This window comes from Pseudomonas sp. Irchel 3E13 (assembly GCF_900187455.1).
Classification (GTDB): domain Bacteria; phylum Pseudomonadota; class Gammaproteobacteria; order Pseudomonadales; family Pseudomonadaceae; genus Aquipseudomonas.
The window spans coordinates 214263-237996 of record NZ_FYDX01000009.1 but is presented as its reverse complement, the minus strand read 5'-3'; the positions used below and the strand labels follow the sequence as shown (position 1 = coordinate 237996).

28 protein-coding genes are annotated in these 23734 nt (G+C 64.6%); 6 read left to right on the top strand and 22 right to left on the bottom strand.

Annotation, left to right across the window (positions count from 1 at the left end; translation table 11 throughout):
- Nucleotides 1–39: 39 nt before the first annotated feature.
- Together CKW37_RS17720 and CKW37_RS17715 are read left to right on the top strand one after the other, a co-directional pair.
- Nucleotides 40–1041, top strand: a complete 1002-nt coding sequence (locus CKW37_RS17720) for a sulfate ABC transporter substrate-binding protein (RefSeq protein WP_095157011.1) — start codon at nucleotides 40–42, stop codon at nucleotides 1039–1041.
- A 125-nt stretch (nucleotides 1042–1166) separates the two neighbouring features.
- Nucleotides 1167–3182, top strand: a complete 2016-nt coding sequence (locus CKW37_RS17715; protein WP_256587798.1) for a mechanosensitive ion channel family protein — start codon at nucleotides 1167–1169, stop codon at nucleotides 3180–3182.
- 63 nt (nucleotides 3183–3245) lie between these two features.
- On the opposite strand, the gene CKW37_RS17710 is transcribed toward CKW37_RS17715, so the two are convergent.
- Together CKW37_RS17710 and CKW37_RS17705 are read right to left on the bottom strand one after the other, a co-directional pair.
- Complete coding sequence (locus CKW37_RS17710; RefSeq protein ID WP_095157009.1) at nucleotides 3246–4166, bottom strand: class I SAM-dependent methyltransferase; 921 nt, start codon at nucleotides 4164–4166, stop codon at nucleotides 3246–3248.
- Nucleotides 4167–4198: 32 nt separating this feature from the next.
- Nucleotides 4199–5101, bottom strand: a complete 903-nt coding sequence (locus tag CKW37_RS17705; RefSeq protein ID WP_095157008.1) for a DMT family transporter — start codon at nucleotides 5099–5101, stop codon at nucleotides 4199–4201.
- 134 nt (nucleotides 5102–5235) lie between these two features.
- Here CKW37_RS17705 and CKW37_RS17700 point away from each other — a divergent pair, with 134 nt between their 5' ends.
- A complete protein-coding gene (locus CKW37_RS17700) occupies nucleotides 5236–5673 on the top strand; it encodes an Lrp/AsnC family transcriptional regulator (protein WP_095157007.1) in 438 nt (145 codons plus the stop codon).
- A 21-nt stretch (nucleotides 5674–5694) separates the two neighbouring features.
- Here the strand turns inward: CKW37_RS17700 and CKW37_RS17695 are convergent, their stop codons facing one another.
- The 3 genes from CKW37_RS17695 to CKW37_RS17685 all read right to left on the bottom strand — a co-directional run bounded on the left by CKW37_RS17695 (nucleotide 5695) and on the right by CKW37_RS17685 (nucleotide 8360).
- On the bottom strand, nucleotides 5695–6915 hold the full coding sequence (locus CKW37_RS17695; protein WP_095157006.1) for a D-amino acid dehydrogenase: 1221 nt from the start codon (nucleotides 6913–6915) through the stop codon (nucleotides 5695–5697).
- A 119-nt stretch (nucleotides 6916–7034) separates the two neighbouring features.
- Nucleotides 7035–7730, bottom strand: coding sequence for a histidine phosphatase family protein (locus CKW37_RS17690; protein ID WP_095157005.1), 696 nt, complete (start codon nucleotides 7728–7730; stop codon nucleotides 7035–7037).
- A 291-nt stretch (nucleotides 7731–8021) separates the two neighbouring features.
- A complete protein-coding gene (locus CKW37_RS17685) occupies nucleotides 8022–8360 on the bottom strand; it encodes an FKBP-type peptidyl-prolyl cis-trans isomerase (RefSeq protein WP_095157004.1) in 339 nt (112 codons plus the stop codon).
- Between the two features lie 144 nt (nucleotides 8361–8504).
- Here CKW37_RS17685 and CKW37_RS17680 point away from each other — a divergent pair, with 144 nt between their 5' ends.
- Nucleotides 8505–9014 (top strand): D-alanyl-D-alanine carboxypeptidase family protein, encoded by a 510-nt coding sequence (locus tag CKW37_RS17680; RefSeq protein WP_095157003.1) that lies wholly within the window; start codon nucleotides 8505–8507, stop codon nucleotides 9012–9014.
- Here CKW37_RS17680 and CKW37_RS17675 read toward each other — a convergent pair.
- The 12 genes from CKW37_RS17675 to ccmA form a co-directional block, all read right to left on the bottom strand.
- Nucleotides 9007–9411, bottom strand: a complete 405-nt coding sequence (locus CKW37_RS17675) for a GFA family protein (RefSeq protein WP_095157002.1) — start codon at nucleotides 9409–9411, stop codon at nucleotides 9007–9009. The two genes, CKW37_RS17680 and CKW37_RS17675, sit on opposite strands and share 8 nt — an antisense overlap.
- Before the next feature lie 78 nt (nucleotides 9412–9489).
- Nucleotides 9490–10428, bottom strand: coding sequence for a 2-hydroxyacid dehydrogenase (locus tag CKW37_RS17670; RefSeq protein WP_095157001.1), 939 nt, complete (start codon nucleotides 10426–10428; stop codon nucleotides 9490–9492).
- 43 nt (nucleotides 10429–10471) lie between these two features.
- Entirely contained in the window at nucleotides 10472–10882 is a 411-nt protein-coding gene (locus CKW37_RS17665; RefSeq protein ID WP_095157000.1) for a hypothetical protein, read from the bottom strand.
- Between the two features lie 12 nt (nucleotides 10883–10894).
- On the bottom strand, nucleotides 10895–12097 hold the full coding sequence (ccmI, locus tag CKW37_RS17660; protein WP_095156999.1) for a c-type cytochrome biogenesis protein CcmI: 1203 nt from the start codon (nucleotides 12095–12097) through the stop codon (nucleotides 10895–10897).
- Complete coding sequence (locus CKW37_RS17655) at nucleotides 12090–12566, bottom strand: cytochrome c-type biogenesis protein (protein WP_095156998.1); 477 nt, start codon at nucleotides 12564–12566, stop codon at nucleotides 12090–12092. The genes ccmI and CKW37_RS17655 overlap by 8 nt, the downstream gene beginning before the upstream one ends.
- Complete coding sequence (locus CKW37_RS17650) at nucleotides 12563–13099, bottom strand: DsbE family thiol:disulfide interchange protein (RefSeq protein ID WP_095156997.1); 537 nt, start codon at nucleotides 13097–13099, stop codon at nucleotides 12563–12565. Before CKW37_RS17650 ends, CKW37_RS17655 begins: the two co-directional genes overlap by 4 nt.
- Complete coding sequence (locus CKW37_RS17645) at nucleotides 13096–15069, bottom strand: heme lyase CcmF/NrfE family subunit (protein WP_177454445.1); 1974 nt, start codon at nucleotides 15067–15069, stop codon at nucleotides 13096–13098. The genes CKW37_RS17650 and CKW37_RS17645 overlap by 4 nt, the downstream gene beginning before the upstream one ends.
- Nucleotides 15070–15080: 11 nt before the next feature.
- Complete coding sequence (ccmE, locus tag CKW37_RS17640) at nucleotides 15081–15533, bottom strand: cytochrome c maturation protein CcmE (RefSeq protein ID WP_095156995.1); 453 nt, start codon at nucleotides 15531–15533, stop codon at nucleotides 15081–15083.
- A complete protein-coding gene (gene ccmD, locus CKW37_RS17635) occupies nucleotides 15530–15706 on the bottom strand; it encodes a heme exporter protein CcmD (protein ID WP_095156994.1) in 177 nt (58 codons plus the stop codon). Before ccmD ends, ccmE begins: the two co-directional genes overlap by 4 nt.
- Nucleotides 15703–16473, bottom strand: coding sequence for a heme ABC transporter permease (locus CKW37_RS17630; protein WP_095156993.1), 771 nt, complete (start codon nucleotides 16471–16473; stop codon nucleotides 15703–15705). The genes ccmD and CKW37_RS17630 overlap by 4 nt, the downstream gene beginning before the upstream one ends.
- A 43-nt stretch (nucleotides 16474–16516) precedes the next feature.
- Entirely contained in the window at nucleotides 16517–17185 is a 669-nt protein-coding gene (gene ccmB, locus CKW37_RS17625) for a heme exporter protein CcmB (protein WP_095156992.1), read from the bottom strand.
- Complete coding sequence (gene ccmA / locus CKW37_RS17620) at nucleotides 17182–17814, bottom strand: cytochrome c biogenesis heme-transporting ATPase CcmA (protein WP_095156991.1); 633 nt, start codon at nucleotides 17812–17814, stop codon at nucleotides 17182–17184. Before ccmA ends, ccmB begins: the two co-directional genes overlap by 4 nt.
- A gap of 190 nt (nucleotides 17815–18004) precedes the next feature.
- Between ccmA and CKW37_RS17615 the strand changes: the two genes are divergently transcribed.
- Nucleotides 18005–19573, top strand: coding sequence for a flagellar hook-length control protein FliK (locus tag CKW37_RS17615; protein ID WP_095156990.1), 1569 nt, complete (start codon nucleotides 18005–18007; stop codon nucleotides 19571–19573).
- Nucleotides 19570–19905: an EscU/YscU/HrcU family type III secretion system export apparatus switch protein gene (locus CKW37_RS17610; protein ID WP_095156989.1), complete on the top strand. Its 336-nt coding sequence runs from the start codon at nucleotides 19570–19572 to the stop codon at nucleotides 19903–19905. Before CKW37_RS17615 ends, CKW37_RS17610 begins: the two co-directional genes overlap by 4 nt.
- Before the next feature lie 241 nt (nucleotides 19906–20146).
- Here CKW37_RS17610 and CKW37_RS17605 read toward each other — a convergent pair whose 3' ends face one another.
- The 5 genes from CKW37_RS17605 to motD form a co-directional block, all read right to left on the bottom strand.
- Complete coding sequence (locus tag CKW37_RS17605) at nucleotides 20147–20539, bottom strand: DUF2802 domain-containing protein (protein ID WP_095156988.1); 393 nt, start codon at nucleotides 20537–20539, stop codon at nucleotides 20147–20149.
- 1 nt (nucleotide 20540) lies between these two features.
- Complete coding sequence (locus tag CKW37_RS17600) at nucleotides 20541–21020, bottom strand: chemotaxis protein CheW (RefSeq protein WP_095156987.1); 480 nt, start codon at nucleotides 21018–21020, stop codon at nucleotides 20541–20543.
- Between the two features lie 65 nt (nucleotides 21021–21085).
- Entirely contained in the window at nucleotides 21086–22012 is a 927-nt protein-coding gene (locus CKW37_RS17595) for a CheW domain-containing protein (RefSeq protein WP_095156986.1), read from the bottom strand.
- Nucleotides 22012–22800 (bottom strand): ParA family protein, encoded by a 789-nt coding sequence (locus tag CKW37_RS17590; protein ID WP_095156985.1) that lies wholly within the window; start codon nucleotides 22798–22800, stop codon nucleotides 22012–22014. The genes CKW37_RS17595 and CKW37_RS17590 overlap by 1 nt, the downstream gene beginning before the upstream one ends.
- A 42-nt stretch (nucleotides 22801–22842) precedes the next feature.
- Entirely contained in the window at nucleotides 22843–23733 is an 891-nt protein-coding gene (gene motD / locus CKW37_RS17585) for a flagellar motor protein MotD (protein WP_095156984.1), read from the bottom strand.
- Nucleotide 23734 lies beyond the last annotated feature (1 nt).

Below are 23734 nucleotides of genomic sequence, written 5' to 3'. Positions count from 1 at the left end.
GGCACAATGCCGTCAATTAACTCCAACAAGGAATGCACAGTGAAAAAACTCTTCAGTGCCTCGCTGCTGGCCGCGAGCCTGGCCGTGGGCAGCTTCGCCCAGGCCGCCCCGGCCCCACTGCTGAACGTCTCCTACGACGTGATGCGTGATTTCTACAAGGACTACAACGCCGCGTTCCAGAAGCACTGGGAAGCCGAGCACAAAGAGAAGATCACCGTGCAGATGTCCTTCGGCGGTTCGAGCAAGCAAGCGCGCTCGGTCATCGACGGCCTGCCTGCCGATGTCATCACCATGAACATGGCCACCGACATCAACGCCCTCGCCGACAACGGCCAACTGGTGCCGAACGACTGGGTCACCCGTCTGCCGAACCACAGCGCGCCGTTCACCTCGGCCACCGTGTTCATCGTCCGCAAGGGCAACCCAAAGACCCTGAAAGACTGGCCCGACCTGCTCAAGGACGGCGTCCAGGTGATCGTGCCCAACCCGAAAACCTCGGGTAACGGCCGCTATACCTACCTGTCGGCCTGGGGTTATGTGCTGAAAAACGGCGGCGACGAGAACAAGGCCAAGGACTTCGTCGGCAAGCTGTTCAAGCAGGCGCCGGTGCTGGACACCGGTGGCCGTGCCGCCACCACCACCTTCATGACCAACCAGATCGGCGACGTGCTGGTGACCTTCGAGAACGAAGCCGAGATGATCGCCCGCGAATTCGGTCGTGATCAGTTCGAAGTGATCTACCCGAGCGTCTCCGCCGAAGCCGAGCCGCCAGTGAGCGTGGTGGACAAGGTGGTCGACAAGAAAGGCAGCCGCGCTACCGCCGAGGCCTACCTGAAATACCTGTGGTCGCCGGAAGCCCAGGAAATCGCCGCCAACAACTACCTGCGCCCGCGTGACCCGGCGATCCTCGCCAAGTACACCGACCGCTTCCCGAAAGTCGACTTCCTCTCCGTCGAGAAAACCTTCGGTGACTGGCGCACCGTGCAGAAGACCCACTTCAATGACGGTGGCATCTTCGACCAGATCTATACCGGCAAGTAATCGGTAGTCAGGGGCCTGTCTTCAGGCCCCCTCCCTAATTCCTCGCAGTAATCCCCCGCCGATCATTGTCTACCCTTTCCGTCACCCCCCGGCCGAAGGAGTAGCCCGTGTTCCGATCCGTACTCATGCTGCTGTTCTGCGCCCTGCTCGGTTCCTCCGCGCTGGCCGCCGGACCGCTGTCCACCCTCACCGAAGAAAAACCCGCCGAATCCGAACCCGTGGTTCAGGGTGGGTTGCTCGGCACCCTTGCCAGTGGGCTGGACGATGTCTCCCAGGAACTGAACATCGACCACCACCTGCTCGATGCCTGGCGCCTGCGCACCGACCGGGCGGCCAAGGAGGTGGATCAACTGGTCACCCGCCATGACGCCGGCGACCTGATGGAAATGACCTGGGATTTCCTGATGCTCACCGCCACCTGGGCCGCCGTATTTGCCCTGCTCGGCTACCTCGGGCGGCTCGCCGCGCGGGCCAGCCAAGGCTCCCGACTGCTGCGCAATCGCCCCCGACCACAAAAGCTGCTGGGCTATCTGTTGCCCTACACGCTGCCCGCCATCATCAGCCTGCCCGCCGCGTTGTTCGTCGCCCGCCAGTTGGACCCCTCGGTGGGCCGCGCCCTGGGCATGAGCCTGGCCTACGCCACCAGCAGCGGTATTTTCTCGACCACCATCATCCTGTGCCTGATCACCCTCTTCGATGTCGGCCACAAACGCACGGCGGTACGGATCATTCGCGAGGCGGCGCCGCGTCCGCTGTTTCTGATCGGTTTCCTCGCCGCCTGGAGCGACGCCCTGACGAGCCCGCAAATCGCCCGCCAACTGGGCGGCAACCTGACCAGCAGCATCGCCGTGGTGACTGGCCTGCTGGCCACCCTGGCCTTTGCGGTGGTGGTACTGCGCTCACGCCGCCCGGTGGCGCACCTGATCCGCAACCGCAGCCTCAAGGACCGCCTGCAACACCGCGCCGTGCAGGAAACCCTGCGGATTTTCTCGGCCATCTGGTACTTGCCGATCCTGATGATGATCATGGTCTCGGCCATCAACCTGATCGGCGCGGGCGAAGAAAGCCAGCGCGCCTTGCAGAAAGCCCTGCTGACCACTGTGCTGTTGATCGGCAGTGTGTTCCTGAGCATCACCCTGCAGCACTTCCTCAACCCGCCGCGCAACCCGGAACAACGCCTGCGGCCCTACAAGGAATTGCTCTTCAGCCTCGCCCACGCCTTGTTGCGCATCGCCATGGCGGTGATCTTCATCGAGCTGCTGGGACGGATCTGGGGCTTCTCGGTGCTGGACTTCGCCCTGCGCAACAGCTTCGGCCGGGCCATCAGCGACTCGCTGAGCAGCATCGGCCTGATCCTGCTGGTGACCTGGCTGCTCTGGGTGGTGATCGACACCGCGATCCAGGAAGCGCTGAAACCTGCACCCGGCCGCCGCGCCACACGCCAGCCCAGCACCCGCACGCGGACCATCCTGCCGATGCTGCGCAACGCTATCAAAGTGGTGCTGGTGGTGATCTGCACCATCACCACCATGGCCAACCTGGGGATCAACGTCGCGCCGTTCCTCGCCGGTGCCGGGGTGGTCGGCCTGGCCATCGGTTTCGGTTCGCAGCAACTGGTGCAGGACGTGATCACCGGGCTGTTCATCCTGATCGAAGACACCATCGCCATCGGCGACTGGGTGGTGCTCGACTCGGGCCATGCCGGCACGGTGGAAAGCCTGACCATCCGCACCCTGCGCCTGCGCGACGGCAAAGGGTTCGTGCATTCGGTGCCGTTCGGCCAAATCAAGGCGGTCACCAACCAGTCACGGCAGTTCGCCTACGCGTTCTTCTCGGTGCAGTTCAGTTATGAGACGGATGTGGACACCGCGCTGAAACTGATCCGCGAAGTGGGCCAGTCCATCAGCGAAGACCCGATCCTGCGGCACAGCCTGCAAGGGCCGTTGCAGGTGTTCGGGGTCGACAGCATGAACCTCAACGGCATGACCCTGACCGCACAATTCCGCACCACCTCGGGCGGGCAGTACGCGGTGAACCGGGCGTTCAATGAGCGGCTGAAGAAATTGGTGGACCAGACGGACGATGTGAGTTTCGCCCAGTACAACCCGGTGCCGGCCAGGGTTGGGGATCCGGCTCAGTAGGTTTTTGGAAGCCTCATCGCTGCGGTTCGGCACTCCGACAAGCCAGCGATGAGGCCCCGACAGTCACCGAAAAACCAAAGCCTTCAACCCACCCGCCACATCCGCATCCGGAAACTCCGGCGGATTCTCCAACCGCTCGACAAACGTCAACTGCGGCGCCTGCTCGGCCATCCCCTGGATCAGGAACTCCGGCCCGATTGCCGGATCATTGACACACGCCAGCACCGTGCCGCCCTCGGTCAACAGCTCCGGCAGGCGCCGCAGGATCTTCGCGTAGTCCTGGGTCAGGGCGAAGCTGCCTTTCTGGAAGGTCGGCGGATCAATGATGATCAGGTCGTACGGCCCGCCTTTGCGCACCTTGCCCCAGGACTTGAACAGCTCATGCCCGAGAAAACCGACCCGCGCCAGGTCATGGCCATTGAGCCGGTGATTGTCCCGCCCCCGCGACAACGCCGCCCGGGACATATCCAGATTCACCACCTGCTCCGCGCCACCAGCGATGGCCGCCACCGAGAAACCGCAGGTGTAGGCGAACAGGTTCAGCACCCGCTTCCCCGCCGCCTGCTCGCGCACCCAGCGCCGGCCGTAACGCATATCGAGGAACAGGCCGCTGTTCTGCTTCAGGCCCAGGTCCAGTTGATAACGCAGGCCGTCTTCGTCGATCACCCGGGTTTCGCAGACTTCGCCCAACAGCCACTGACCCGGGCTTTCCGGCAGATAGCGGTGCTGGATCAACACCGCCGCGCCCGGCCAGTCGGCGCTGGCGGCCAGTGTGCGCAACAGGCTTTCCAGCTCAGCCAGTTGACCTTCAGGCGGCTCGCGGAACAGCGACACCAGCAGCACGCCCTGTAGCCAGTCCACGGTGATCTGCTCCAGCCCCGGCCAGCAGCGCCCGCGGCCGTGGAACAGCCGCCGGGTCTCGGCCGGCGGCGGGTTCAGGGCGGTGAGCAGGTGTTGATGCAGGGTGTCGATGGCAGCGGTCATGGCGGGCAGTCGTTGAGCTAAAGCGGCGTATTCTACGCCCTCGCACCGCGCTCGCGGGCGGCGGATTTGAACCACCAGCCACGCTGCATCCCCGCGGCCGCCAGCAGGATCGCCGCCACGCCCAGCCATTGCAGCGGTTGCAGGCGATGACCGAAGGCGACCCAGTCCACCAGGATCGCGGCGATCGGGTAGATGAACGACAAGGCGCCGGTCAGCGCGGTGGGCAGTTTCTGGATCGCACCGTACAGCAGCACATACATCAGGCCGGTGTGGACGATCCCCAGGGTCACCAGACTGCCCAGTTCCGCTTGCCCGGTGGGCAGCCCGCCAAGGTTGGCGAACGGCGCCAGCAGCAGGATGCCGGTGGTGACCTGAATCAACGCGATCAGGTGCGGCGGTGTACCGCTCAGGCGCTTGATGACCAGCGCCGCCACCGCATAGAGAAAGGCCGCGCCCAGCGCCAGGGCGATGCCCAGCAGGTACTCGCCGCCGCTCTCGCCCTGACTGCCGTGGGCGCTGACGATCGCCAGCATCCCGGCAAACGACACCCCTAGCCAGAACAGCTTGGGCACGGTGATTTTCTCGCCGAGGAACACCGCCGCCAGCCCCACCAGCATGAACGGCTGGACGTTGTACACCGCCGTGCCGATGGCGATGGACGCCCGCGAGTAGGAGGCGAACAACAACACCCAGTTACCGACGATGGCCACCCCGCTCAGCACCGCCAGGGCGAACGTGGCACGGGTGAGAATGCCCGGGCGCAGAAAGCCCATGGCCGCGCAGATCAGCAACAAAGTGCCGGCGCCGAACACGCAACGCCAGAACACCACATCCAGCACCGGTTGCCCGGACACCAGCACAAACCAGCCAATGGTCCCGGAAATCAACATGGCCCCAATCATTTCCAGCGAACCGCGACGTATCGAACTGTCCATCACTCACCTCCGGGAATATGTGACAAAGTATGCCGAGGGTGCGCGAGGCCATTCCATGGGATTAATCAGGCTGAAACCGTCGCCGACCTTTTTTATCAAGGTGATTTCCCGCAATCGCCTAACGAGGGATTTTCATGACCGATGCCATCGACCAACTGCTGCTCAACGCCCTGATGGAGGATTCGCGGCGCTCGCTCAAGGCGCTGGCGAGCCTGACCGGGCTGTCCGCGCCCAGCGTCAGCGAACGCCTGCGCCGCCTGGAAGAACGCGGCGTGCTCAAGGGCTACACCGTCGAAGTCGACCCACGCAGCTTCGGCTACCAGTTGCAGGCCATCGTGCGCATTCGCCCGCTGCCGGGCCAATTGCATGAAGTGGAACGGCAGATCATCGCCATCCCGGAGTTCACCGAGTGCGACAAGGTCACCGGTGACGACTGCTTTATCGCCCGCCTGCACGTGCGCTCGATGGAGCAGCTCGACACCCTGCTGGACAAGCTCAACAGCCACGCCGAAACCAGCACCGCGATCGTCAAGAAGACCCCGGTAAAACGGCGCTTGCCACCGATGGATTGAGGGCTCCGCGAACGGCGGCGATCAGACAAGACCGGGCAGTTCCAGCGCGGGCTGTCCTCCGGCAAGGGCCCGCGCCAGCAGTTGTCCACTGCCGCAGGCGAGGGTGAACCCCAGGGCGCCATGGCCGAGGTTCAACCACAGATTGCGGTACGGGCTCGCCCCCAGCAGCGGCACCCCGGTCGGCGTGGCCGGGCGCATGCCGGCCCATTCCTGCCCGTGGGCGTAGTAACCGGCGTCGGGAAAACTCGCGGCGGCCTGGCGCCGCAGGCTGGCGATGCGCAGTGGGTCCGGTGTTTCATCGAAACCGACAATGTCCACCATGGCCGCCACCCGCAGTTGCTGGTCGATGCGGGCGTAGACAATCTTGCGGTCGTAGTCGGTGACACTCACCTCCGGCGCACGCGCGCCGACCGGCACGGTCAGGCTGTAGCCCTTGAGTGGATACACCGGCAATCGCAACCCCGGCAGGCCCAGTTGCGTAGCTCGATAGCCCGCGCAGAGCACCAGGTTGTCCACCGCCAGCACTTCGTCACCCAACTCCAGCGCCTGGACCACACCCTTGCTGTGACGGATCTTGCTGACGCGCTGGCCCAAGCGGAAATGGCAACGCCCCGAGGCCCGCAAGCGCGCCGCCAAGGCGAGGCAGAAGCGGTGACAATCTCCGACTTCTTCGCTGGGCGTAAACACGCCACCCATGAACGGTACACCGGCCAAGGCCGGCTCCAGCCCAGCCAACTCATCGGCACCGAGCACCTGCTGGTGGTCCGCATCGAACCGCTGGCGGGCCTGGGCAAAGCTGGCGGGATCGCGGAAAACCACCAGCTTGCCATTGCGCCGCCAGGCAAAACCGTCCAGGCCGTCTTCCTCGCGCCAGCGGGTCAAGGTGTCTTGACTGTGCAGCGCCAGCCGCAGCAGCCGCGCGGCGTTGGTGCGGTTGACCGAGCCCCGGCACGCGGCCATAAACGCCAGCAGCCAGCGCCACTGCGCCGGGTCCATGCGCGGACGCAGGCGCAACGGCGAATCGCCGCGCAGCATCCAGCCGAGCGCGTGCCACGGCACCCCGGCATCGGCGAGTGGCGCGACATAGCGATAAGAGAGTTGCCCGCCGTTGGCGAAGCTGGCGCCGCTGGCCAGCGCTTCACCGGCCTCGATCAGCTCCACCGCGAAACCTTCGCGCACCAACGCGTAGGCCGTGGCCAGGCCGATCACACCGCCGCCGATGACTGTTACCCGACTCGTCATGCCCGCAATCCATTTGCCGAAACGGGGCTCAGAGTAAGGCGAGCAACAAGCAGGAACAAGGAAACCCAAAACCCGTAGGAGCGAGCTTGCTCGCGAATGACCGCGCTCCCACCAAAAATCTACCGCACCGCCAACCCGGAAGACTCAACCGCCTGCCCCGGACACTGCACATCCCCACCGTCCAGCCCCTGCTTCACATTGCGACTGAGCATCGTCGCCTTGCCATCGCGCCAGGTCAGGGTCAGCACGTACAGCGAGTCGAAGTCGCTGTTTTCCCAGTCCTCGGTGATCACCCGCTTCTCACCCAGGGCCTTGCCGGCCACGGTGTTGATCAGTTCGGGCAGGTAGCCGTGGGACCAGGCGGTGTACACCGTGGCATTGCGGTACTTGTTGCTCAGCAGTTCGCTGGCCAGGGCGCTGGTGTCATTGGCGCCATACTCGATGTTCACCGGCAGGCCGAGCTTGATGGCGCTGGGGCTGATGGTCATCAGCGGGCGCAGGTAACTGTAGCTGTCGTCATTGGTGCCCTCTTCCACTTCGCGGGTGGGATTGGCGGCGAAGACGTAATCGGCCTTGCCGAATTTTTCCGGTAACAGCGTGGCGAGGTCGAGGGCGCGATTCAGGCCCTGGCAGTTGAGTTGGCCGAGACCTTCACCGGGCTTTTCGGCGTGGCGCAGGAAGACCAGTGTCTGGGTGCCGTCCACCGGTTTGGCGAAACTGTCGAAGGTGGTGAAACCGAGAAGGGCCGCGCCAGCGGCGAGCACGGTGCAGAACAGGACCTGGCGGCGGAAAGGAAGCGTCACGGGCAACTTCATGATGAACCCTTGGCGGAAAGAATCGGGATTGACCCGTCAGTGCTGCCCCGCGGCCGAAGCCGCGGGGCATCCCTGTCTGTCGTTCCTTCCGTGGAAACGGGCGTCCTTTGAGAGTGCAATAAGCCCGATTGGTTCTGTCCCTGGGTGCTTATCCGTAAGCAGGGTTGAATGTAGGTCCTGGCTGTTACGGAATTAAGACGATGCCTCAACCGCGATAAACCATTTCGGCTTCACGCGTCCGAAATCTACCCGATGGTTGGTTTTGAGGGCTTTTTGAAGCATCTGACTTCTTCAGTCGTCGCGGGTCAGCACTTCCAGCAGTTCGATCTCGAACCGCAGGTCGGAACCCGGCGGGATCGACCCCATGCTGCGTTCGCCATAACCCAGGTGCGCCGGCACGAACAGCGTGCGCTTGCCGCCGACTTTCATGCCCATCAGGCCCTGGTCCCAGCCCTTGATCACACGGCCGGTGCCGATCACGCACTGGAACGGCTTGCCGCGCTGGTGGGACGAATCGAACACGCTGCCGTCGGCCAGCGTGCCGGTGTAATGGGTGGTGATCAGGGCGCCCTTGACCACTTCCTTGCCGTCGCCCAACTGGACGTCGGTGATTTGCAGTTCGCCGCTCATAGTGACCTCGTTCAAGCGCGGTAATCGTAGCCGCAGCCTTTTCGCAGGATTGCCGCGGATTTGCAAGGAGCAGGCGGCCATTGGCTATTGGTCTGACACGGGCTAGCCTGAGTCAGACATCCACCTACAGGCGGCAGGGACGAAATGAGCAAGGAGCTATGCAAGGAGCTGGGGATCAGTGAAGACCTGTTGCTGGCGCGGGGGTTTGTCGCCTATCCCGAAGCGCGGGTGCTGGCGATTGCCGAAATCAACGCCGACGAGCGCCGTTTCGAACTGGAGCCAGACGCGGCCGCGGCCTGGAAGCGGATGAAGGCTGACGCCGCGGCCGCCGGGGTCGAGCTGTGGCTGATGTCGGCGTACCGCAGCGTCGCCTACCAGGCCAATCTCATCCGCGCCAAGCTCAAGCGCGGCCAATCACTGGAGCAGATCCTCGCGGTCAACGCCCCGCCCGGCTACAGCGAACACCATACCGGCCGGGCGATCGACATCAATTCGCTGGACATCGACTTCGAACACAGCCGCGCCTACCAGTGGCTGACCCACCATGCGCACAGGTTCGACTTCCATTTGTCCTACCCGCGAAACAACCCGCTGGGCTATCAGTTCGAGCCGTGGCACTGGTGCTACGGCACGACCTTGCTGGCGATCAACTGAACTGCGCGATGACCTCGGCGCCGGTCATGTTGTGGGTCGGGTTGGAGAAGCAGTAGAAGGCCGGTTTTTCATCGACGTAGACCTGCAGGTCGAAGGTCCAGGCCGTGTCGCCATCGAGGACGCCGACCGGGACCGCGTCGAAGCCACCGGCCTTGAGGCGGTAGAACAGATGGGTGCCGCAGCTTGGGCAGAAACCGCGCTGGGCCCAGTCGGAAGAATCGTAGACCGCGGGTTGGGCGCCGCTGAACTGCAGGGGCTGCGTGCTGTGCGCCACCAGCAGCGGACCGCCGCTCCATTTACGGCACATGCTGCAATGGCAGGCGCTGACGCGGGTTTCATCGAGGGTGACGGAGAGCTGGATGGCGCCGCAGAGGCAGGTGCCGTGGTGGGTTGGCATAACGGGGCTCCTTGCGTTTATGAGGTGGCGGGTGAGTCTAGCAGTGGGGATGGCGGCGCTGTGCTTGATCTGAACTCCCTAAGCAGTCACCGGCGTCAACACCGGCTCCCCGGCAAAAAACGCCTGCAGGTTCTTCAGCACCAGCGCCACCGTATCCCGCGCCGCCTCAGGCGACTGCCCGGCCACATGGGGCGTCAGCACCACGTTGGGCAGCGCTTTGAGTGCATCCGGCACATTCGGCTCGTCATCGAACACATCCAGCGCCGCGCCGGCAATCCGCCGCTCACGCAACGCCGCAACCATATCCGCCGTGGACACCACACTGGCCCGGGCAATGTTCACCAGGAACCCCTCCGGCCCCAGCGCATCCAGCACCGCGCTGTCCACCAGTTGCCGGGTATTGGCACCACCAGGCGTGGCGACGATCAGAAAGTCCGACTCCCGCGCCAGCGCCAGCGGGCTGTCGCAGTACGAATAGGCCACGTCGTCTCGCCGGGAACGGTTGTGATAGCTCACCTGCATATCGAACCCGAGTGCGCCGCGCCGGGCGATTGCCAGCCCCACCGCGCCCAGCCCGAGAATGCCCAGGCGCTTGCCCGAGATCGACGGGCTGATCACCCGGTTCCAGTGCCCCTGACGGGTGCTGGCATCGGCCTGGGGAATATTGCGCACCGCGGCGAACAGCAAGGCCATGGCGTGATCGGCCACCGCCGCGGCATTGGCGCCGGCGCCATTGGTGACAGTGATGCCCCGCGCGGCAGCAGCGGCCAGGTCGACCTGCTCGTAGCCAGCACCGATCACGCAGATGATTTGCAAGGCCGGCAAGGCGGCGATTTCGTCAGCAGACAAGCCCAGCGGGCCGCGGGTCAGCACCGCGTCGATTTCGCCGCCGTGGCGCGCGATGGCCTCGGCGCGCAAGGCCGGGGTCTGCGCGCGAATCAGGTGATAACCGTGGTGTTCCAGCAGGGGCAGGTAGTCGTCGACCGTCTCGACCAGCACCAATACCGTCTTTGTCATTTCAGGCTCCCAGGCATTTCAGCGAGCCCGCATTATGCTCCGGTCACTGGCCAAAAGCCCGTCCCAGACCGCCAGGCACCCCGCTGCTGTCGGTGTCCTGCCACGGGCCATCAGCGCTGGTCGCCCAGGTCCAGCCGTTGTTCCAGCGGTAGTAGGTGCGCTGGCGGTAGAAGGTGTTGGTCTTGCCCTCCAGCACGTAGACGCCCAGGCGCGGGTCCCAATGGCTGGCGCCTCCCGGTGGCGGGGCGAAGCTGGCGGAGGTGCGCGGCATGGGTTTCTGCGATGGGGTGACCGGCTTGGTCGGGACTGGCTTGGTCGGGCCCGGTTTGATCACCGGGCCTGGCGGGGGTGTGGTCTGGATCGGCGGCAGCGGCTCGCGCTCGGGCTGATGCACCGTACATGCGCTGAGCCCCAGGGCCAGTGAAATCAGGGTCAGGCGTACGGTGCTGTTCATGAGGGCGCTCTCTTACGGGTCCGGGCTGTCGATGGTCAGGTGTTGCGGCGCCTCGGTGCTGGTAGCCAGCGGTGAACCGCTGCCGATCCATTCGCCCTTGGTGGGCTGGCCGGAGCGTGAGATGCGCGCCACAAGTTGGACTTCGGCGAAGCTCGACAGTTTCATGTTCGGCATCATCGCGTCGCTGTCGCTCAGCTCCACCTCGATGGGCAACTGCGCGACGGTGACCCGCTTGGCCGCCAGCGGCATCGGCGGACCGGAGGCGGCGCGGGCGAAGATGAACACGGTGTCGTCCGGCTTGACCTTGTCTTTCAGCGCCGCCGCCAGCTCGACCCGCACGGTCAGTTTGGCGCCGCTGGCCGTAGTGGCCGGTGCGGACGCCTTGCCTTCGCCGGCCGCCAGTTTTTCCTTGGCCTTGTCGATGCCGCCCAGCAGCGCGGTGCGCGAGGCGTCGCCTTCAGGCAGTTGCACCAGCAGGCGGTTCCAGTAGTCGATCGCTTCCTGGTAGCGCTCGCCCTCGAAGGCGGCGATGCCCAGCAGGCCGAGGCTGGTGACTTCGTTCGGGTCGGCTTTCAGGGCTTCATCGGTGATCGCCTGGAACTGCGGCGTCCACTGCTTGTTGTTGGCGAAATACAGCGCCTGCGCCCATTGGCCAAGCAGCTCCGGCTGACGACCCGCCACGCCGACGGCGCGTTCGAAGGCCTTGGCCGCGTCCGCTGGACGCTCCTGGGCCATGTAGGCGCGACCGAGGAAGTACAGGCCCTCGGCATTCTCGGGCTGGGCGGCGACGGCGCGCTCCAGGCGCGAGGTCATTTCGTCGAGCGATTGCGGCGCCTGGGCGAATTCCTGGGCCAGTTCCACCTTGTCGCTGGAACCGAAATGCAGGTACAGCCCGACCGCCATCAGCGGCACCAGAAACGCCGCCACCAACGGCAACGCCTTGCCCAGCCGGGCACTGCGGGTCGGCTCGGCGTTGTCGGTGTCGGCCAGCAATTCGCGGGCCGCTTCGTCACGGCCACGGGCCAGTTGGTCGGCGTTGAGCACGCCCTCCTCGCCCTGGGCCTGCAATTCGGCGACACGCTCCTGGTACAGGGCGACGTTCAGGGCGGTACGGTCTTCTTCCTGCTGCGCACGACGGCCACGCAACACCGGAATCAGCAAAAAGCTCAGGGCTACCAGGAGCAGCAGGCCTGAAGCGAGCCAGAAATCAGTCATGGGTCTGTTCTTTGTCCAGCAGTTTGGCGAGGCGCTCACGCTCCTCGGGAGAAAGGTCGGCCGAACCAGCGGCCGCCGGTACGCGGCGTTTGCGGACGATCACCACCAGCACGCCGAAGCCACCGGCGAGCAGCAGCGCCGGACCGAACCAGAGCAGCCAGGTGCGGGCGGTCAGGGCCGGCTTGTAGCGAACGAAGTCGCCGTAGCGATCGACCATGAAGTCGACGATCTGCTGGTTGCTCTTGCCTTCGCCGAGCATGCGGAAGATTTCCCGGCGCAGGTCGGCGGCGATGGGCGCGTTGGAGTCGGCGATGTCCTGGTTCTGGCACTTGGGGCAGCGCAGTTCCTTGGTCAGCTCGCGGTAACGCTCGCGTTCGGCCTCGTCGGCGAACTGGTAGGTGTCGATTGCCGCCTTGGCCACACCGCACAGGCTCAGGCCGAGGACAGCGGCTGCCAGCCAGCGCTTCATGGCCGGGCCTCATCGACCAGGCCCTGGTACAGCGGCGCCAGTTGCTCACGCCAGACGGTTTCATCGATCACGCCGACGAACTTGTGGCGGATGATGCCTTCGGCGTCGATCAGGAAGGTTTCCGGCGCGCCGTACACACCCAGGTCCAGGCCCAGGGTGCCCTGCTCGTCACGGATATCCAGTTGATAGGGGTTGTGGAACTCGGCCAGCCATTTCAGCGCGGCGGCATTGTCGTCCTTGTAGTTGACGCCGTAGATCACCACGCCCTGCTCGGCCAGTTTGTTCAGCACCGGGTGTTCGACCCGGCAGGACACGCACCAGGTGCCCCAGACGTTGACCAGCGCCGGCTTGCCGTGCAGGTCGTTCTGGGTCAGGGTGCGGTCGCCCTGCACGTTGGGCAGCGAGAACGCCGGGAACGGCTTGTCGATCATCGCCGACGGCAGCTCGGCCGGGTCCAGGTACAGGCCACGGTAGAGGAACACCGCCACCAGCAGAAACACCGCCAGTGGCAGCACCATGATCCAACGCTTCATGCAGTTGCTCCTTCCAGACCGAGTACGTCACGTACCTTGCTCTTGACCTTGATCCGATAACGCCGGTCCAGCGCCGCCAGCAAACCGCCAAGGCCGGTCAGCAGACCACCCAGCCAGATCCAGCGCACGAACGGCTTGACGTGTACCCGCACCGCCCACGCACCGTTTTCCAGCGGCTCGCCGAGGGCGACGTACAGATCACGGGTGAAACCGGCGTCGATGCCGGCCTCGGTCATCATCGACTGCTGCACGGTGTACAGGCGTTTTTCCGGGTGCAGCACGCTGATTTCGCGGCCGTCCTGGAGCACGCGCACGGTGCCTTTGTCGGAGGTAAAGTTCGGCCCTTCGAAGTGCTTGGCACCTTCGAAGACGAACTGGTAGCCGGCCAGTTCCACCGACTCGCCCGGCGCCAGGCGCAGGTCACGTTCGGCACTGTTGTTGCTCGACAGCACCACGCCCAGGGCGCAAACCGCCAGCCCCAGGTGCGCGACGTGCATGCCCCAATAGCTGCGGTTCAAGCCACGCACGCCTTTGAGCAGCCCTTTGTGACGGGTCTTGTCGAAGATGTCGCGCACGCCGCCGAGGACAATCCACGCCGCCAGGGCGAAGGTGGTCAGCACCGCCCAGTCGAAATCATCCACCAGCAGGCCGCAGATTGGCGCCAGCACGGCACTGCCGATCAGCACCGGGGTCAGCATGCCCGCCAACCAGCGCACCGGGGTGTCTTTCCAGCGCACCAGCACGCCCACCGTCATGACCACCATCAGCAGCGCCATCAACGGGATGAACAGTGCGTCGAAGTACGGCGGGCCGACCGACAACTTGGCGCCGGTCAGGGCGTCGAGCACCAGCGGATACAGGGTGCCGAGCAGGATCATCGACGCCGCCACCACCAGCACCAGATTGTTGGCCAGCAGCAATGTCTCGCGGGACCACAGGGCAAAGCCGACCTGGCTCTTGACCACCGGCGCGCGCAGGGCGAACAGGGTCAGCGAGCCGCCGACCACAAAGAGCAGGAAGAACAGGATGAACACACCGCGCTCGGGGTCCGAGGCGAAGGCGTGAACCGAGGTCAGCACGCCGGAACGGACCAGGAAGGTGCCGAGCAGGCTCAACGAGAATGCCGCGATGGCCAGCAACACGGTCCAGCTCTTGAACACCCCGCGTTTTTCCGTCACCGCCAGCGAGTGGATCAGCGCGGTGCCCACCAGCCACGGCATGAACGAGGCGTTTTCCACCGGGTCCCAGAACCACCAGCCGCCCCAGCCGAGTTCGTAGTAGGCCCACCACGAACCGAGGGTGATGCCGATGCCGAGGAAGGCCCAGGCGACGATGGTCCACGGCCGCGACCAGCGCGCCCAGGCGGCGTCGAGACGACCGCCGAGCAACGCGGCGATGGCGAAGGCGAAGGCCACCGAGAAACCGACGTAGCCCATGTACAGCATCGGCGGGTGAACGATCAGGCCGATGTCCTGCAACAGCGGGTTGAGGTCGCGGCCATCACCCGGCACCTGCGGCAGCAGGCGCATGAACGGGTTGGAGGTGACGATCAGGAACGACAGGAAGCCGACGCTGATCATGCCCATCACCGCCAGTACGCGGGCGAGCATCACTTGCGGCAATTGCCGGGAGAAGATCGACACGGCGAAGGTCCAGCCGCCGAGGATCAGCGCCCAGAGCAGCAGCGAACCTTCGTGGGCGCCCCACACCGCGCTGAACTTGTAGTACCAGGGCAAGGCGCTGTTGGAGTTGCTGGCGACATAGGCGACCGAGAAGTTGTCGGTCATGAAGGCATGGGTCAGGCAGGCGAAGGCGAAGGCGAGGAAGGCGAACTGGCCCCAGGCCGCCGGCCGCGCCAGGCTCATCCACAGGCTGTCGCCGCGCCAGGCGCCGAGCAGCGGGACGCTGGCCTGCACGCAGGCGAAGCAGATGGCCAGGATCATCGACAACTGGCCGAGTTCGGGAATGATCAGCGAAGCGTTCATTGCGCAGGTGCTCCCGAGGCCGTCTGACCACTTTCCTTGAGGGCCTTGGTGACTTCCGGCGGCATGTATTTCTCGTCGTGCTTGGCCAGCACTTCATCGGCCACCACCACGCCGTCGGCGTTCAGCTTGCCCAGGGCGACGATGCCCTGGCCTTCACGGAACAGGTCCGGAAGGATGCCGCGGTAGGTGATCGGCACGGATTTGGCGAAGTCGGTGACCACGAAACGCACATCCAGCGAGTCGCTGGAACGCTGCACCGAGCCCTTTTCGACCATGCCGCCGGCGCGGATGCGGGTATCCAGCGGCGCTTCGCCGTTGGCGATCTGGGTCGGGGTGTAGAACAGGTTGATGTTTTCCTGCAGCGCGCTGAGGGCCAGGCCCACGGCGACACCGAGGCCGGCGAGCAGGCCGAGGATGATGAACAGGCGCTTCTTGCGTAGCGGATTCACTTGGCGTTCTCCCGGCGCAGACGGCGCGCCTCTGCTTGCAGGTAACGGCGCCGTGCCAGCAGCGGCGAAGCGACGTTGACGGCCAGTACCAGCAGGCAGATGCCATAGGCAGACCAGACATAAAGGCCGTGACGGCCCATGGCGAGAAACTCGCCGAAGGATGCAAAGCTCATCGTGCGTTCCCCAGGCTATTGAGCACTTCTTCCCGGACCCAGCTTGCGCGAGCTTCGCGCTTGAGCACTTCGAGGCGCATGCGCACCAGCAGCACGGCGCCGAAGAAACAGTAGAAACCGAGCACGGTCAGCAGCAGCGGCAGCCACATTTCCACCGGCATCGCCGGTTTCTCGGTGATGGTGAAGGTGGCGCCCTGGTGCAGGGTATTCCACCACTCCACCGAGTACTTGATGATCGGGATGTTGATCACCCCGACGATGGCCAGCACCGCGCAGGCCTTGGCCGAGCTCTCACGATTGCTGATCGCGTGGCCGAGGGCAATGAGACCGAAGTACAGGAAAAGGAGGATGAGCATGGACGTCAGGCGGGCATCCCAGACCCAGTAGCTGCCCCAGGTCGGCTTGCCCCAGATGGCGCCGGTGACCAGCGCCAGCGCGGTCATCCAGGCGCCGATGGGCGCGGCGCTCTGCAGGGCGACGTCGGCGATCTTCATCTTCCAGACCAGGCCAACCACCCCGGCCACCGCCAGCATGACGTAGCAGGACTGCGCCAGCATCGCCGCCGGCACATGGATGTAGATGATCCGGAAACTATCGCCTTGCTGGTAATCCTGCGGCGCGAACGCCAGGCCCCAGATCACGCCGGTGCCGATCAGCAGCACCGCGGCGATGGCAAGCCAGGGCAGCATGCGGCCACTGATGCCGTAGAACCATTTGGGAGAACCGAGCTTGTGAAACCATGTCCAGCTTATTGCGCTGCTTTTCATCACGGTACATCCAGGGTCTTTGCTGGGCGTGGCCCAGACCTCATTATTCGCCGACGCTGATTTTCAGGCCGGCGGCTATTGCGAAAGGTGCAAGGGTGATTGCCAGGGCGGCCAGACTACCGAGCCAGAGCAGGTATCCGGTTGCAGGCATAGCTTGCACTGCTGCTTGTAAGGCGCCACTGCCCAGGATCAACACCGGGATATATAGCGGCAGAATCAGTAGCGCCAGAAGCAGACCACCTCGTTTCAATCCGACGGTCAGGGCCGCACCCACGGCACCCAACAGGCTCAGCACCGGAGTGCCGAGCAAGAGTGATGCCAGCAGGACCGGGAGACATTCCACGGGCAATCCGAGCATCACCGCCAGAAGCGGCGACAACAATACCAGTGCCAGCCCGGAAAAAACCCAGTGTGCCAGCACCTTGGCCAGTACCAGTAGGGGCAACGGGTGCGGCGAAAGGACCCACTGTTCCAGCGATCCGTCCTCGAAATCACTGCGAAACAGCCCGTCCAGCGAGAGCAGGACGGCCAAAAGCGCGGCCACCCAGACTAACCCTGGAGACAAGTTTTGCAACAATTGTGTCTCAGGTCCGACCGCAAGTGGAAACAATGCGATGACGATCGCGAAAAAAACCAGCGGATTGGCCAGCTCCGCCGGACGGCGGCAGAGAAGTCGGGCTTCGCGACGTAACAACAGGACAAATACACTCATGCGGCCCACTGCCCCAGGTTGATATCACGGTAACCGGACGGCGTGCGTTCCAGCGTGTGGTGAGTGGTCAGCACGACCATGCCGCCCTCCTCGCAGTGCCGCGCCAGGTGCGCTTCGAGTTGCGCGACGCCTTGTTTGTCGAGGGCGGTGAACGGCTCGTCGAGGATCCACAGCGACGGGCTGTCCAGGTAGAGCCGGGCCAGCGCCACACGGCGCTGCTGACCAGCGGACAGGGTGTGACAGGCGACATCCTCGAAACCGCGCAGGCCCACCGCTTCCAGCGCCTGCCAGATGGCGTCGCGGCTGGCGGGGCGGTGCAGGGCGCAGAGCCAGGTGAGGTTTTCTTCCGGGGTGAGCAGGTCCTTGATCCCGGCCGCATGGCCGATCCACACCAGGGAGCGGGCCAGTTCCGTGCCCTGCCCGGCCAGCGGCTTGCCGTTGAGCAGCACCTCGCCATGGGTCGGTTGCATCAGGCCGGCCAGCAGGCGCAGCAGGCTGGTCTTGCCGCTGCCGTTGGGACCGCTGATCTGCAGCATGTCGCCGGCCGACACCTGCAATTCGAGGTGTTCGAAGAGCATCCGCCAGTCGCGCTCGCAGGCCAGGCCCACGGCTTGGAGTTGAGGAGTCACAGATTCGCCTTATGGTTTCGCAGACTGTCTCAAGTCGGTACAGGCCTGGCCGTTATAGTGACAACGAAAACCTGGCCGACCGGTCTGGTCGCGAGCGCCGCCGGATCCTGCGCTCGCGGAAGAAATCGGCCGGCATTATACATGCCATGTCCTACTGTAAAGAGGGCTATTTGAACAGGTCGCAACGCGAATGACAGGCGAAATAAACAGCCTTGGCCCACAGGTTCCCGCCAATGCGCAGGTGCGTGCCGCGGCAATGACCGGCGAGCTGGTAAAGCTGGTGGAAGCCCAGCCCGATCTGGTGCCCGCCGGCGAAACGACCAAGGGCGAAGTGCTGTCGCTGCGTCAGGTAGGCCAGGAGTTTCAGTTGCTCCTGCGCCTGATGCAGGCCAACGGCCAACAAGTGACGGTGCAGACCACCGCCAACCAGCCGCTGGCCCAGGGCAGCCAGTTACTGGTCAGCCAGCCGACCTCGAACCAGTTGAGCCTGACGCTGCAACAGGCCATCGCCAGCAATGTCGCCACCCTCACCCGCCTCGACAGCCGTGAATTCCCGGAAGGCACATTGGTGCAAGGCAAGGTGCTGACCACCCAGCTGCAGCCGCAGACCGGCAATCTGCCAGCGGTCTACCGCTCATTGGTCAGCCTGCTCAATACCGCCCAGGCGGGCTCGACCCTCGCCATCGACTCCCCTCGCCCGCTGCCGCTGGGCAGCCTGCTCAGCGCGCGGGTGCAGGGCGACCAGGCGCTGAGCTTCGTGCCCCTGAGCGGGCGACAGGATCAGATGGCGATTGCCCAGAACCTCAGCGCCCAGCAAAACCGCCAGGCCTCGCTGCAGGGCATGCTCGCGGCCATGCAGCGCATCGCCAGCGACGACGGCCAGCCGGAGCAGGTGCGCACAGCGGTGGACAAACTGCTCGCCAGCCTGCCGGATGTCCGCCAGTTCAGCGACACCCGCCAGGTGGCCCAGGCCCTCAGCAACAGCGGCTCGTTCCTTGAAGCGCGGCTGTTCAACGGCGCCACCGGCCAATTGGCGCCCGACCTCAAGGCGCAGATGGTGCGGCTGGTGGCACAACTGCTGCCCAACGTGCCGGGCGGCACCCTGTTCAGCCCGAGCACGGCAGCGATCGTGGCCCAGGCCCTGCCGGGCATGGTGCGCAGCGCCCTCGGCGCCCTTGGCCAGGTAGCCCCGAAACCGCACCCTGGCAGCTTCCCGCTGCCCACCCGGCTGTTGCAGAACCTTGAAGAAGAAGGCGACCTGCAACACCTGTTGCGCCTCGCCGCCGCGGCCATTTCGCGGGTGCAGAGCCATCAACTGGCAAGCCTGGAACAAACCGGCACCACCGCCGACGGCAACCTGCAAACCACCTGGCAACTGGAAATCCCCCTGCGCACCGGCCCGGAATTCATGCCGATGCAGGTCAAGGTGCAGCGCGAAGAAACCAAGGAACAACAGGCCGATCCCGAACGCGAGCGGCGTGATCCGCTGGAAATGCTCTGGCGTGTCGAGCTGGCGTTCGACCTGCACCCGCTGGGGCCCTTGCAGGTCCAGGCGCAGATCACCCAGGGCAACCTGTCCAGCCAGCTCTGGGCAGAACTGCCGGCCACTGCGCAACTGATCGAAAGCCAATTGGGCGACCTGCGTGCGCGATTGGTGGCACGTGGCGTCAACGTCAGCGAATTGCACTGCCACCAGGGCGTACCGCCGCTGGGGCCGCGCACGCATCTGGAACAACGCTGGGTGGATGAAAACGCATGAGCAAGAAAACACCCCGCCAGGCGATTGCCCTGAACTACGACGGCGCCCGCGCCCCGACCCTGACGGCCAAGGGCGACGACGAACTGGCGGAAGCGATCCTGGCGATCGCCCGCGAGCACGAAGTGCCGATCTACGAGAATGCCGAGCTGGTGAGGTTGCTGGCGCGCATGGAACTGGGCGACAGCATTCCGGAAGCGCTGTACCTGACCATTGCCGAGATCATCGCGTTTGCCTGGCAATTGAAGGGCAAGATGCCGGTGGGGTTCAACGACGAGGGGCCGGTGGAACGGGATATCACACCGGATTTGAAGCGATTGCCCGGGCCTCGATGAGCGGGCATGGATTCATCGCAGCATCGGTATCCAAACTCTCGCAGGCAATCGCAAACCGTCAGCCGCTTGCGATCCGCTCCCACAGTTCGCGATGACCTGACGCCTTGGGCTCGCCCTCGAGAGGTCTAGATGCCTATGCTCATCGCTGGCAAGCCAGCTCACACAGGATTTTCGGGGCTGACACAACACCTGTGGGAGCCGGCTTGCCGGCGATGAGTCCCCAAAACGCGACAAAAAACCTTCAGCCCTTGTGCAGTTTGCTCATCAACTCCGCCTCGGCCTGGGTCAAACCGCAGGTCTGGGTCAGTTCGTCGACGCTGGCGCCCATGCCCACCAGCCGCGCCGCCTGAGCAAACGACAGGCTGTTGGGATCACGCTGCTCCAGTTGCAACATCTTCTCCGGCAGGGGCGCGACCGCCGCACGCAGTTCGTGCAACGCCTCGCCCATCGCCACCGAGCTGTTCTGGTAGTCGTCCAGGCGCTTGCCCAGGTCCTTGATGCGCTGGTCACGCAACGCATCGCCCTGAGCCTGCTGCGAGGCCATTTCGCGCTGGCGCTTGCTGTAGCCGATGAACAGCCACACGCTCAACGCCCAGAGCATCGCCAGGAATACAACCGCAACCTCCAGGATCAACTCAGATGTTCTCCAGCTCGGACCACTCTTCCTCGGTCATCATCTTGTCCAGCTCGACCAGGATCAGCAGTTCGCCGTTTTTGTTGCAAACGCCCTGGATGAACTTGGCCGACTCTTCGTTACCGACGTTCGGCGCGGTTTCCACTTCGGACTGACGCAGGTAGACCACTTCGGCCACGCTGTCGACGAGGATGCCGACCACTTGCTTGTCTGCCTCGATGATGACGATCCGGGTGTTGTCAGTGACGTCGCTTGGCGCCAGGCCGAAACGCTGACGGGTGTCGATCACGGTGACCACGTTGCCGCGCAGGTTGATGATGCCCAGCACGTAGCTCGGTGCACCCGGAACCGGCGCGATCTCGGTGTAGCGCAGCACTTCCTGGACCTGCATCACGTTGATGCCGTAGGACTCGTTGTCCAGGCGGAAGGTTACCCACTGCAGGATCGGATCTTCGGAACCCTGTCCAGATGTCTTTTTCATTCCCCTAACCCTCAAAAACCGCCGTCGGCGGAGTGCTCAGTGCGATCGCGCCGGTGCGCGACCGATCATTTATGGTTCAACTGCATCTTCTTGACCGCGCCGCTGGCGATCAACTCGGCCAACTCGGCGACGTCCAGCAATGCACACATGTGTTCGATCACCGTGCCGGCCAGCCACGGCCGCTGGCCGCGCTGGGTACGCCACTTGATCTCGCTCGGGTCAAGGCGCAACGAGCGGCTGACCTGATGCACCGCCAGCCCCCACTCATAGCCCTGCACCGAAATCACGTACTGCAGACCTTCGCGGAAATCGTCGCGATAGCGCTCGGGCATGACCCAGCGCGCGGTGTCCAGCACCTTGAGGTTGCCCGCCTGGCTCGGCAGGATGCCGAGGAACCAGTCCGGCTGGCCGAACAGCGGCGTCAGTTCGTGACCGTGCAGCGAATAGATCGACCCAAGGCACACCAACGGCACCGCCAGGGTCAGCCCGGCAACATCGAACAGCAGGCATTCGAACGGCTCCGCGGCCCAGGAAGGACGACCGTCCACCGTCTTCGGCGGCTGCGGCACATCCGGGGCCAGGTGGACCTCCACCAGCGGCTCGATCAGCCCAGGCGCCTCGACAACCGGTTCGATGACCGGCGCAACGACCTTCTCGACCACCGGCTCTACCACCGGTGCAACCTTCAGGACCGGCGGCGCGACCACGACCCTGGCCGGCGCAGGCTCGGCGAAGGTGGTCGGTGCGGCGGTGGTTGCGCGGCGCGCATCGCGGGCCTGCTCTTCCAGCACCGCGGCCTGGAACTCATCCAGCACCTGGGTGGAAACCGGTGGCGCGGGCGGCTCGGCCGCCACCGGGATTACCGGCGGCAGCGTTGGTACAACCACAGGTTCCGCGTAAGGCAGTTCTTCAGTGGCTTCATGCAGCAACCCGTCGAGGTACGACTGCAAGGCCATTTGTGGCCGGGTGGCGAGGTTTTGCGGACGGTTCATCAAGCCACCTGCGCCACGGATTTCTGCGTCAGCAGGTGCTTGAGCAAGGCGCGATAAGCCACCACGCCGCGGCTCTTGGCGTCGTATTGCGACGGTGTCACCCCCGCCCGGCTGGCATCGCGCAGGCGGGTATCGACCGGGATGTAACCTTGCCAGATGTCGTCCGGATAGCCGTCACGCAGCACTTTGAGGGTGCCCATGGACGCCTGGGTGCGACGGTCGAACAGGGTCGGCACGATGTGGAACGGCAGCGCCTGGCGGCGCGAACGGTTGACCATCGCCAGGGTGCTGACCATCCGCTCCAGGCCCTTCACGGCCAGGTATTCGGTCTGCACCGGGATCACCAGTTGCTGGCTGGCCGCCAGCGCATTGACCATCAGCACGCCGAGCAGCGGCGGGCTGTCGATCAGGGCGTAATCGAAATCCTGCCAGAGCTGCGCCAGACTCTTGGCGATTACCAGGCCCAGGCCGTTCTGCCCGGGCGACTGGCGCTCCAGCACCGCCAGCGCGGTACTGGACGGCAACAGCGAAATCTTCTCGTGGCTGGTGGGCAGTAGCAGTTGCCCCGGCAAGCCTTCGGGCACCGTGCCCTTGTGCTGGAACAGGTCGAAGTTGCTGTGCTCCAGGGTGTCGGGGTTGTGCCCGAAATAGCTGGTCATCGACCCATGCGGGTCGAGGTCGACCACAACCACGCGCCGCCCGGCATCGGCCAGCAAACCTGCCAGGGCGATGGACGTGGTGGTCTTGCCGACGCCACCTTTTTGATTGGCTACTGCCCAGACTCTCATGCGCTGCTTCCTCCCGGTCCGACCGTAGCCAGCCGGGATCGATTAAAAGGTCGACGACGACGGAGAATTGACGGGATTGCTCCCGGCCGTCGGTGATACCACGGGCGGTGCAGTTTGTGTGCCAGCGCGCTTGAGCGCCGCATCCGGGCTGGCATTGGCGGTGCCGGTCCCGGTCAGGCTGCGGCGCACTTCCAGGTTGCGCGAAATCACCAGCACGACGCGACGGTTCTTCGCCCGCCCTTGCTGGGTGGTGTTGCTGGCGATCGGCTGGAACTCGCCATAGCCGACGGACGCCATGCGCGCCGGATTGACCCCTTCCATGGCCAGCAGACGGACGATACTCGCCGCCCGCGCCGACGACAGCTCCCAGTTGGTCGGGTACTGCGCGGTACGGATCGGCTGGTCATCGGTGAAACCTTCGACGTGCACCGGGTTGGCGAACGGTTTGATGATATTCGCCACTTTCTCGATCAGGTTGAACGCGACATCACTGGGCATGGCGTCACCGCTGCCGAACAGCAGCGAGGAGCTCAGCTCGATCTCGATCCACAGTTCGTTGCCGCGCACGGTCATCTGGTCGGATTTGATCAGGTCGCCGAAGGCCTGCATCACTTCATCGGTAATGGTCTTGAGCGGATCGGCGCTGGTCTGGGCGAGGCCGGCATCGACCTGCTCGCTGTCCTTGATCAGGGGTTGCGCCGGCCGCACGCTCAGTGGTCGCTCCTCGCCAATGGGGATCGGCTTGGTGCTGCGCTCGGCATCGGTGAACACGCCGATAAGCGCCTGGGACATGATTTTGTACTTGCCCTCGTTGATCGAGGAAATCGAGTACATGACCACGAAAAACGCGAACAGCAAGGTGATGAAGTCCGCGTAGGACACCAGCCAGCGTTCGTGATTCTCGTGTTCCTCGATTTTGCGGCGACGGGCCATG

Excerpts from the sequence above, each read along its gene's own strand:
- CKW37_RS17715 (WP_256587798.1), top strand. The coding sequence starts at position 1,167 with ATGCTGCTGTTCTGCGCCCTGCTCGGTTCCTCCGCGCTGGCCGCCGGA.
- CKW37_RS17710 (WP_095157009.1), bottom strand. The coding sequence starts at position 4,166 with ATGACCGCTGCCATCGACACCCTGCATCAACACCTGCTCACCGCCCTG.
- CKW37_RS17705 (WP_095157008.1), bottom strand. The coding sequence starts at position 5,101 with ATGGACAGTTCGATACGTCGCGGTTCGCTGGAAATGATTGGGGCCATG.
- CKW37_RS17700 (WP_095157007.1), top strand. The coding sequence starts at position 5,236 with ATGACCGATGCCATCGACCAACTGCTGCTCAACGCCCTGATGGAGGAT.
- CKW37_RS17695 (WP_095157006.1), bottom strand. The coding sequence starts at position 6,915 with ATGACGAGTCGGGTAACAGTCATCGGCGGCGGTGTGATCGGCCTGGCC.
- CKW37_RS17690 (WP_095157005.1), bottom strand. The coding sequence starts at position 7,730 with ATGAAGTTGCCCGTGACGCTTCCTTTCCGCCGCCAGGTCCTGTTCTGC.
- CKW37_RS17685 (WP_095157004.1), bottom strand. The coding sequence starts at position 8,360 with ATGAGCGGCGAACTGCAAATCACCGACGTCCAGTTGGGCGACGGCAAG.
- CKW37_RS17680 (WP_095157003.1), top strand. The coding sequence starts at position 8,505 with ATGAGCAAGGAGCTATGCAAGGAGCTGGGGATCAGTGAAGACCTGTTG.
- CKW37_RS17675 (WP_095157002.1), bottom strand. The coding sequence starts at position 9,411 with ATGCCAACCCACCACGGCACCTGCCTCTGCGGCGCCATCCAGCTCTCC.
- CKW37_RS17670 (WP_095157001.1), bottom strand. The coding sequence starts at position 10,428 with ATGACAAAGACGGTATTGGTGCTGGTCGAGACGGTCGACGACTACCTG.
- CKW37_RS17665 (WP_095157000.1), bottom strand. The coding sequence starts at position 10,882 with ATGAACAGCACCGTACGCCTGACCCTGATTTCACTGGCCCTGGGGCTC.
- ccmI (WP_095156999.1), bottom strand. The coding sequence starts at position 12,097 with ATGACTGATTTCTGGCTCGCTTCAGGCCTGCTGCTCCTGGTAGCCCTG.
- CKW37_RS17655 (WP_095156998.1), bottom strand. The coding sequence starts at position 12,566 with ATGAAGCGCTGGCTGGCAGCCGCTGTCCTCGGCCTGAGCCTGTGCGGT.
- CKW37_RS17650 (WP_095156997.1), bottom strand. The coding sequence starts at position 13,099 with ATGAAGCGTTGGATCATGGTGCTGCCACTGGCGGTGTTTCTGCTGGTG.
- ccmD (WP_095156994.1), bottom strand. The coding sequence starts at position 15,706 with ATGAGCTTTGCATCCTTCGGCGAGTTTCTCGCCATGGGCCGTCACGGC.
- CKW37_RS17630 (WP_095156993.1), bottom strand. The coding sequence starts at position 16,473 with ATGAAAAGCAGCGCAATAAGCTGGACATGGTTTCACAAGCTCGGTTCT.
- ccmB (WP_095156992.1), bottom strand. The coding sequence starts at position 17,185 with ATGAGTGTATTTGTCCTGTTGTTACGTCGCGAAGCCCGACTTCTCTGC.
- CKW37_RS17615 (WP_095156990.1), top strand. The coding sequence starts at position 18,005 with ATGACAGGCGAAATAAACAGCCTTGGCCCACAGGTTCCCGCCAATGCG.
- CKW37_RS17610 (WP_095156989.1), top strand. The coding sequence starts at position 19,570 with ATGAGCAAGAAAACACCCCGCCAGGCGATTGCCCTGAACTACGACGGC.
- CKW37_RS17600 (WP_095156987.1), bottom strand. The coding sequence starts at position 21,020 with ATGAAAAAGACATCTGGACAGGGTTCCGAAGATCCGATCCTGCAGTGG.
- CKW37_RS17595 (WP_095156986.1), bottom strand. The coding sequence starts at position 22,012 with ATGAACCGTCCGCAAAACCTCGCCACCCGGCCACAAATGGCCTTGCAG.
- CKW37_RS17590 (WP_095156985.1), bottom strand. The coding sequence starts at position 22,800 with ATGAGAGTCTGGGCAGTAGCCAATCAAAAAGGTGGCGTCGGCAAGACC.
- motD (WP_095156984.1), bottom strand. The coding sequence starts at position 23,733 with ATGGCCCGTCGCCGCAAAATCGAGGAACACGAGAATCACGAACGCTGG.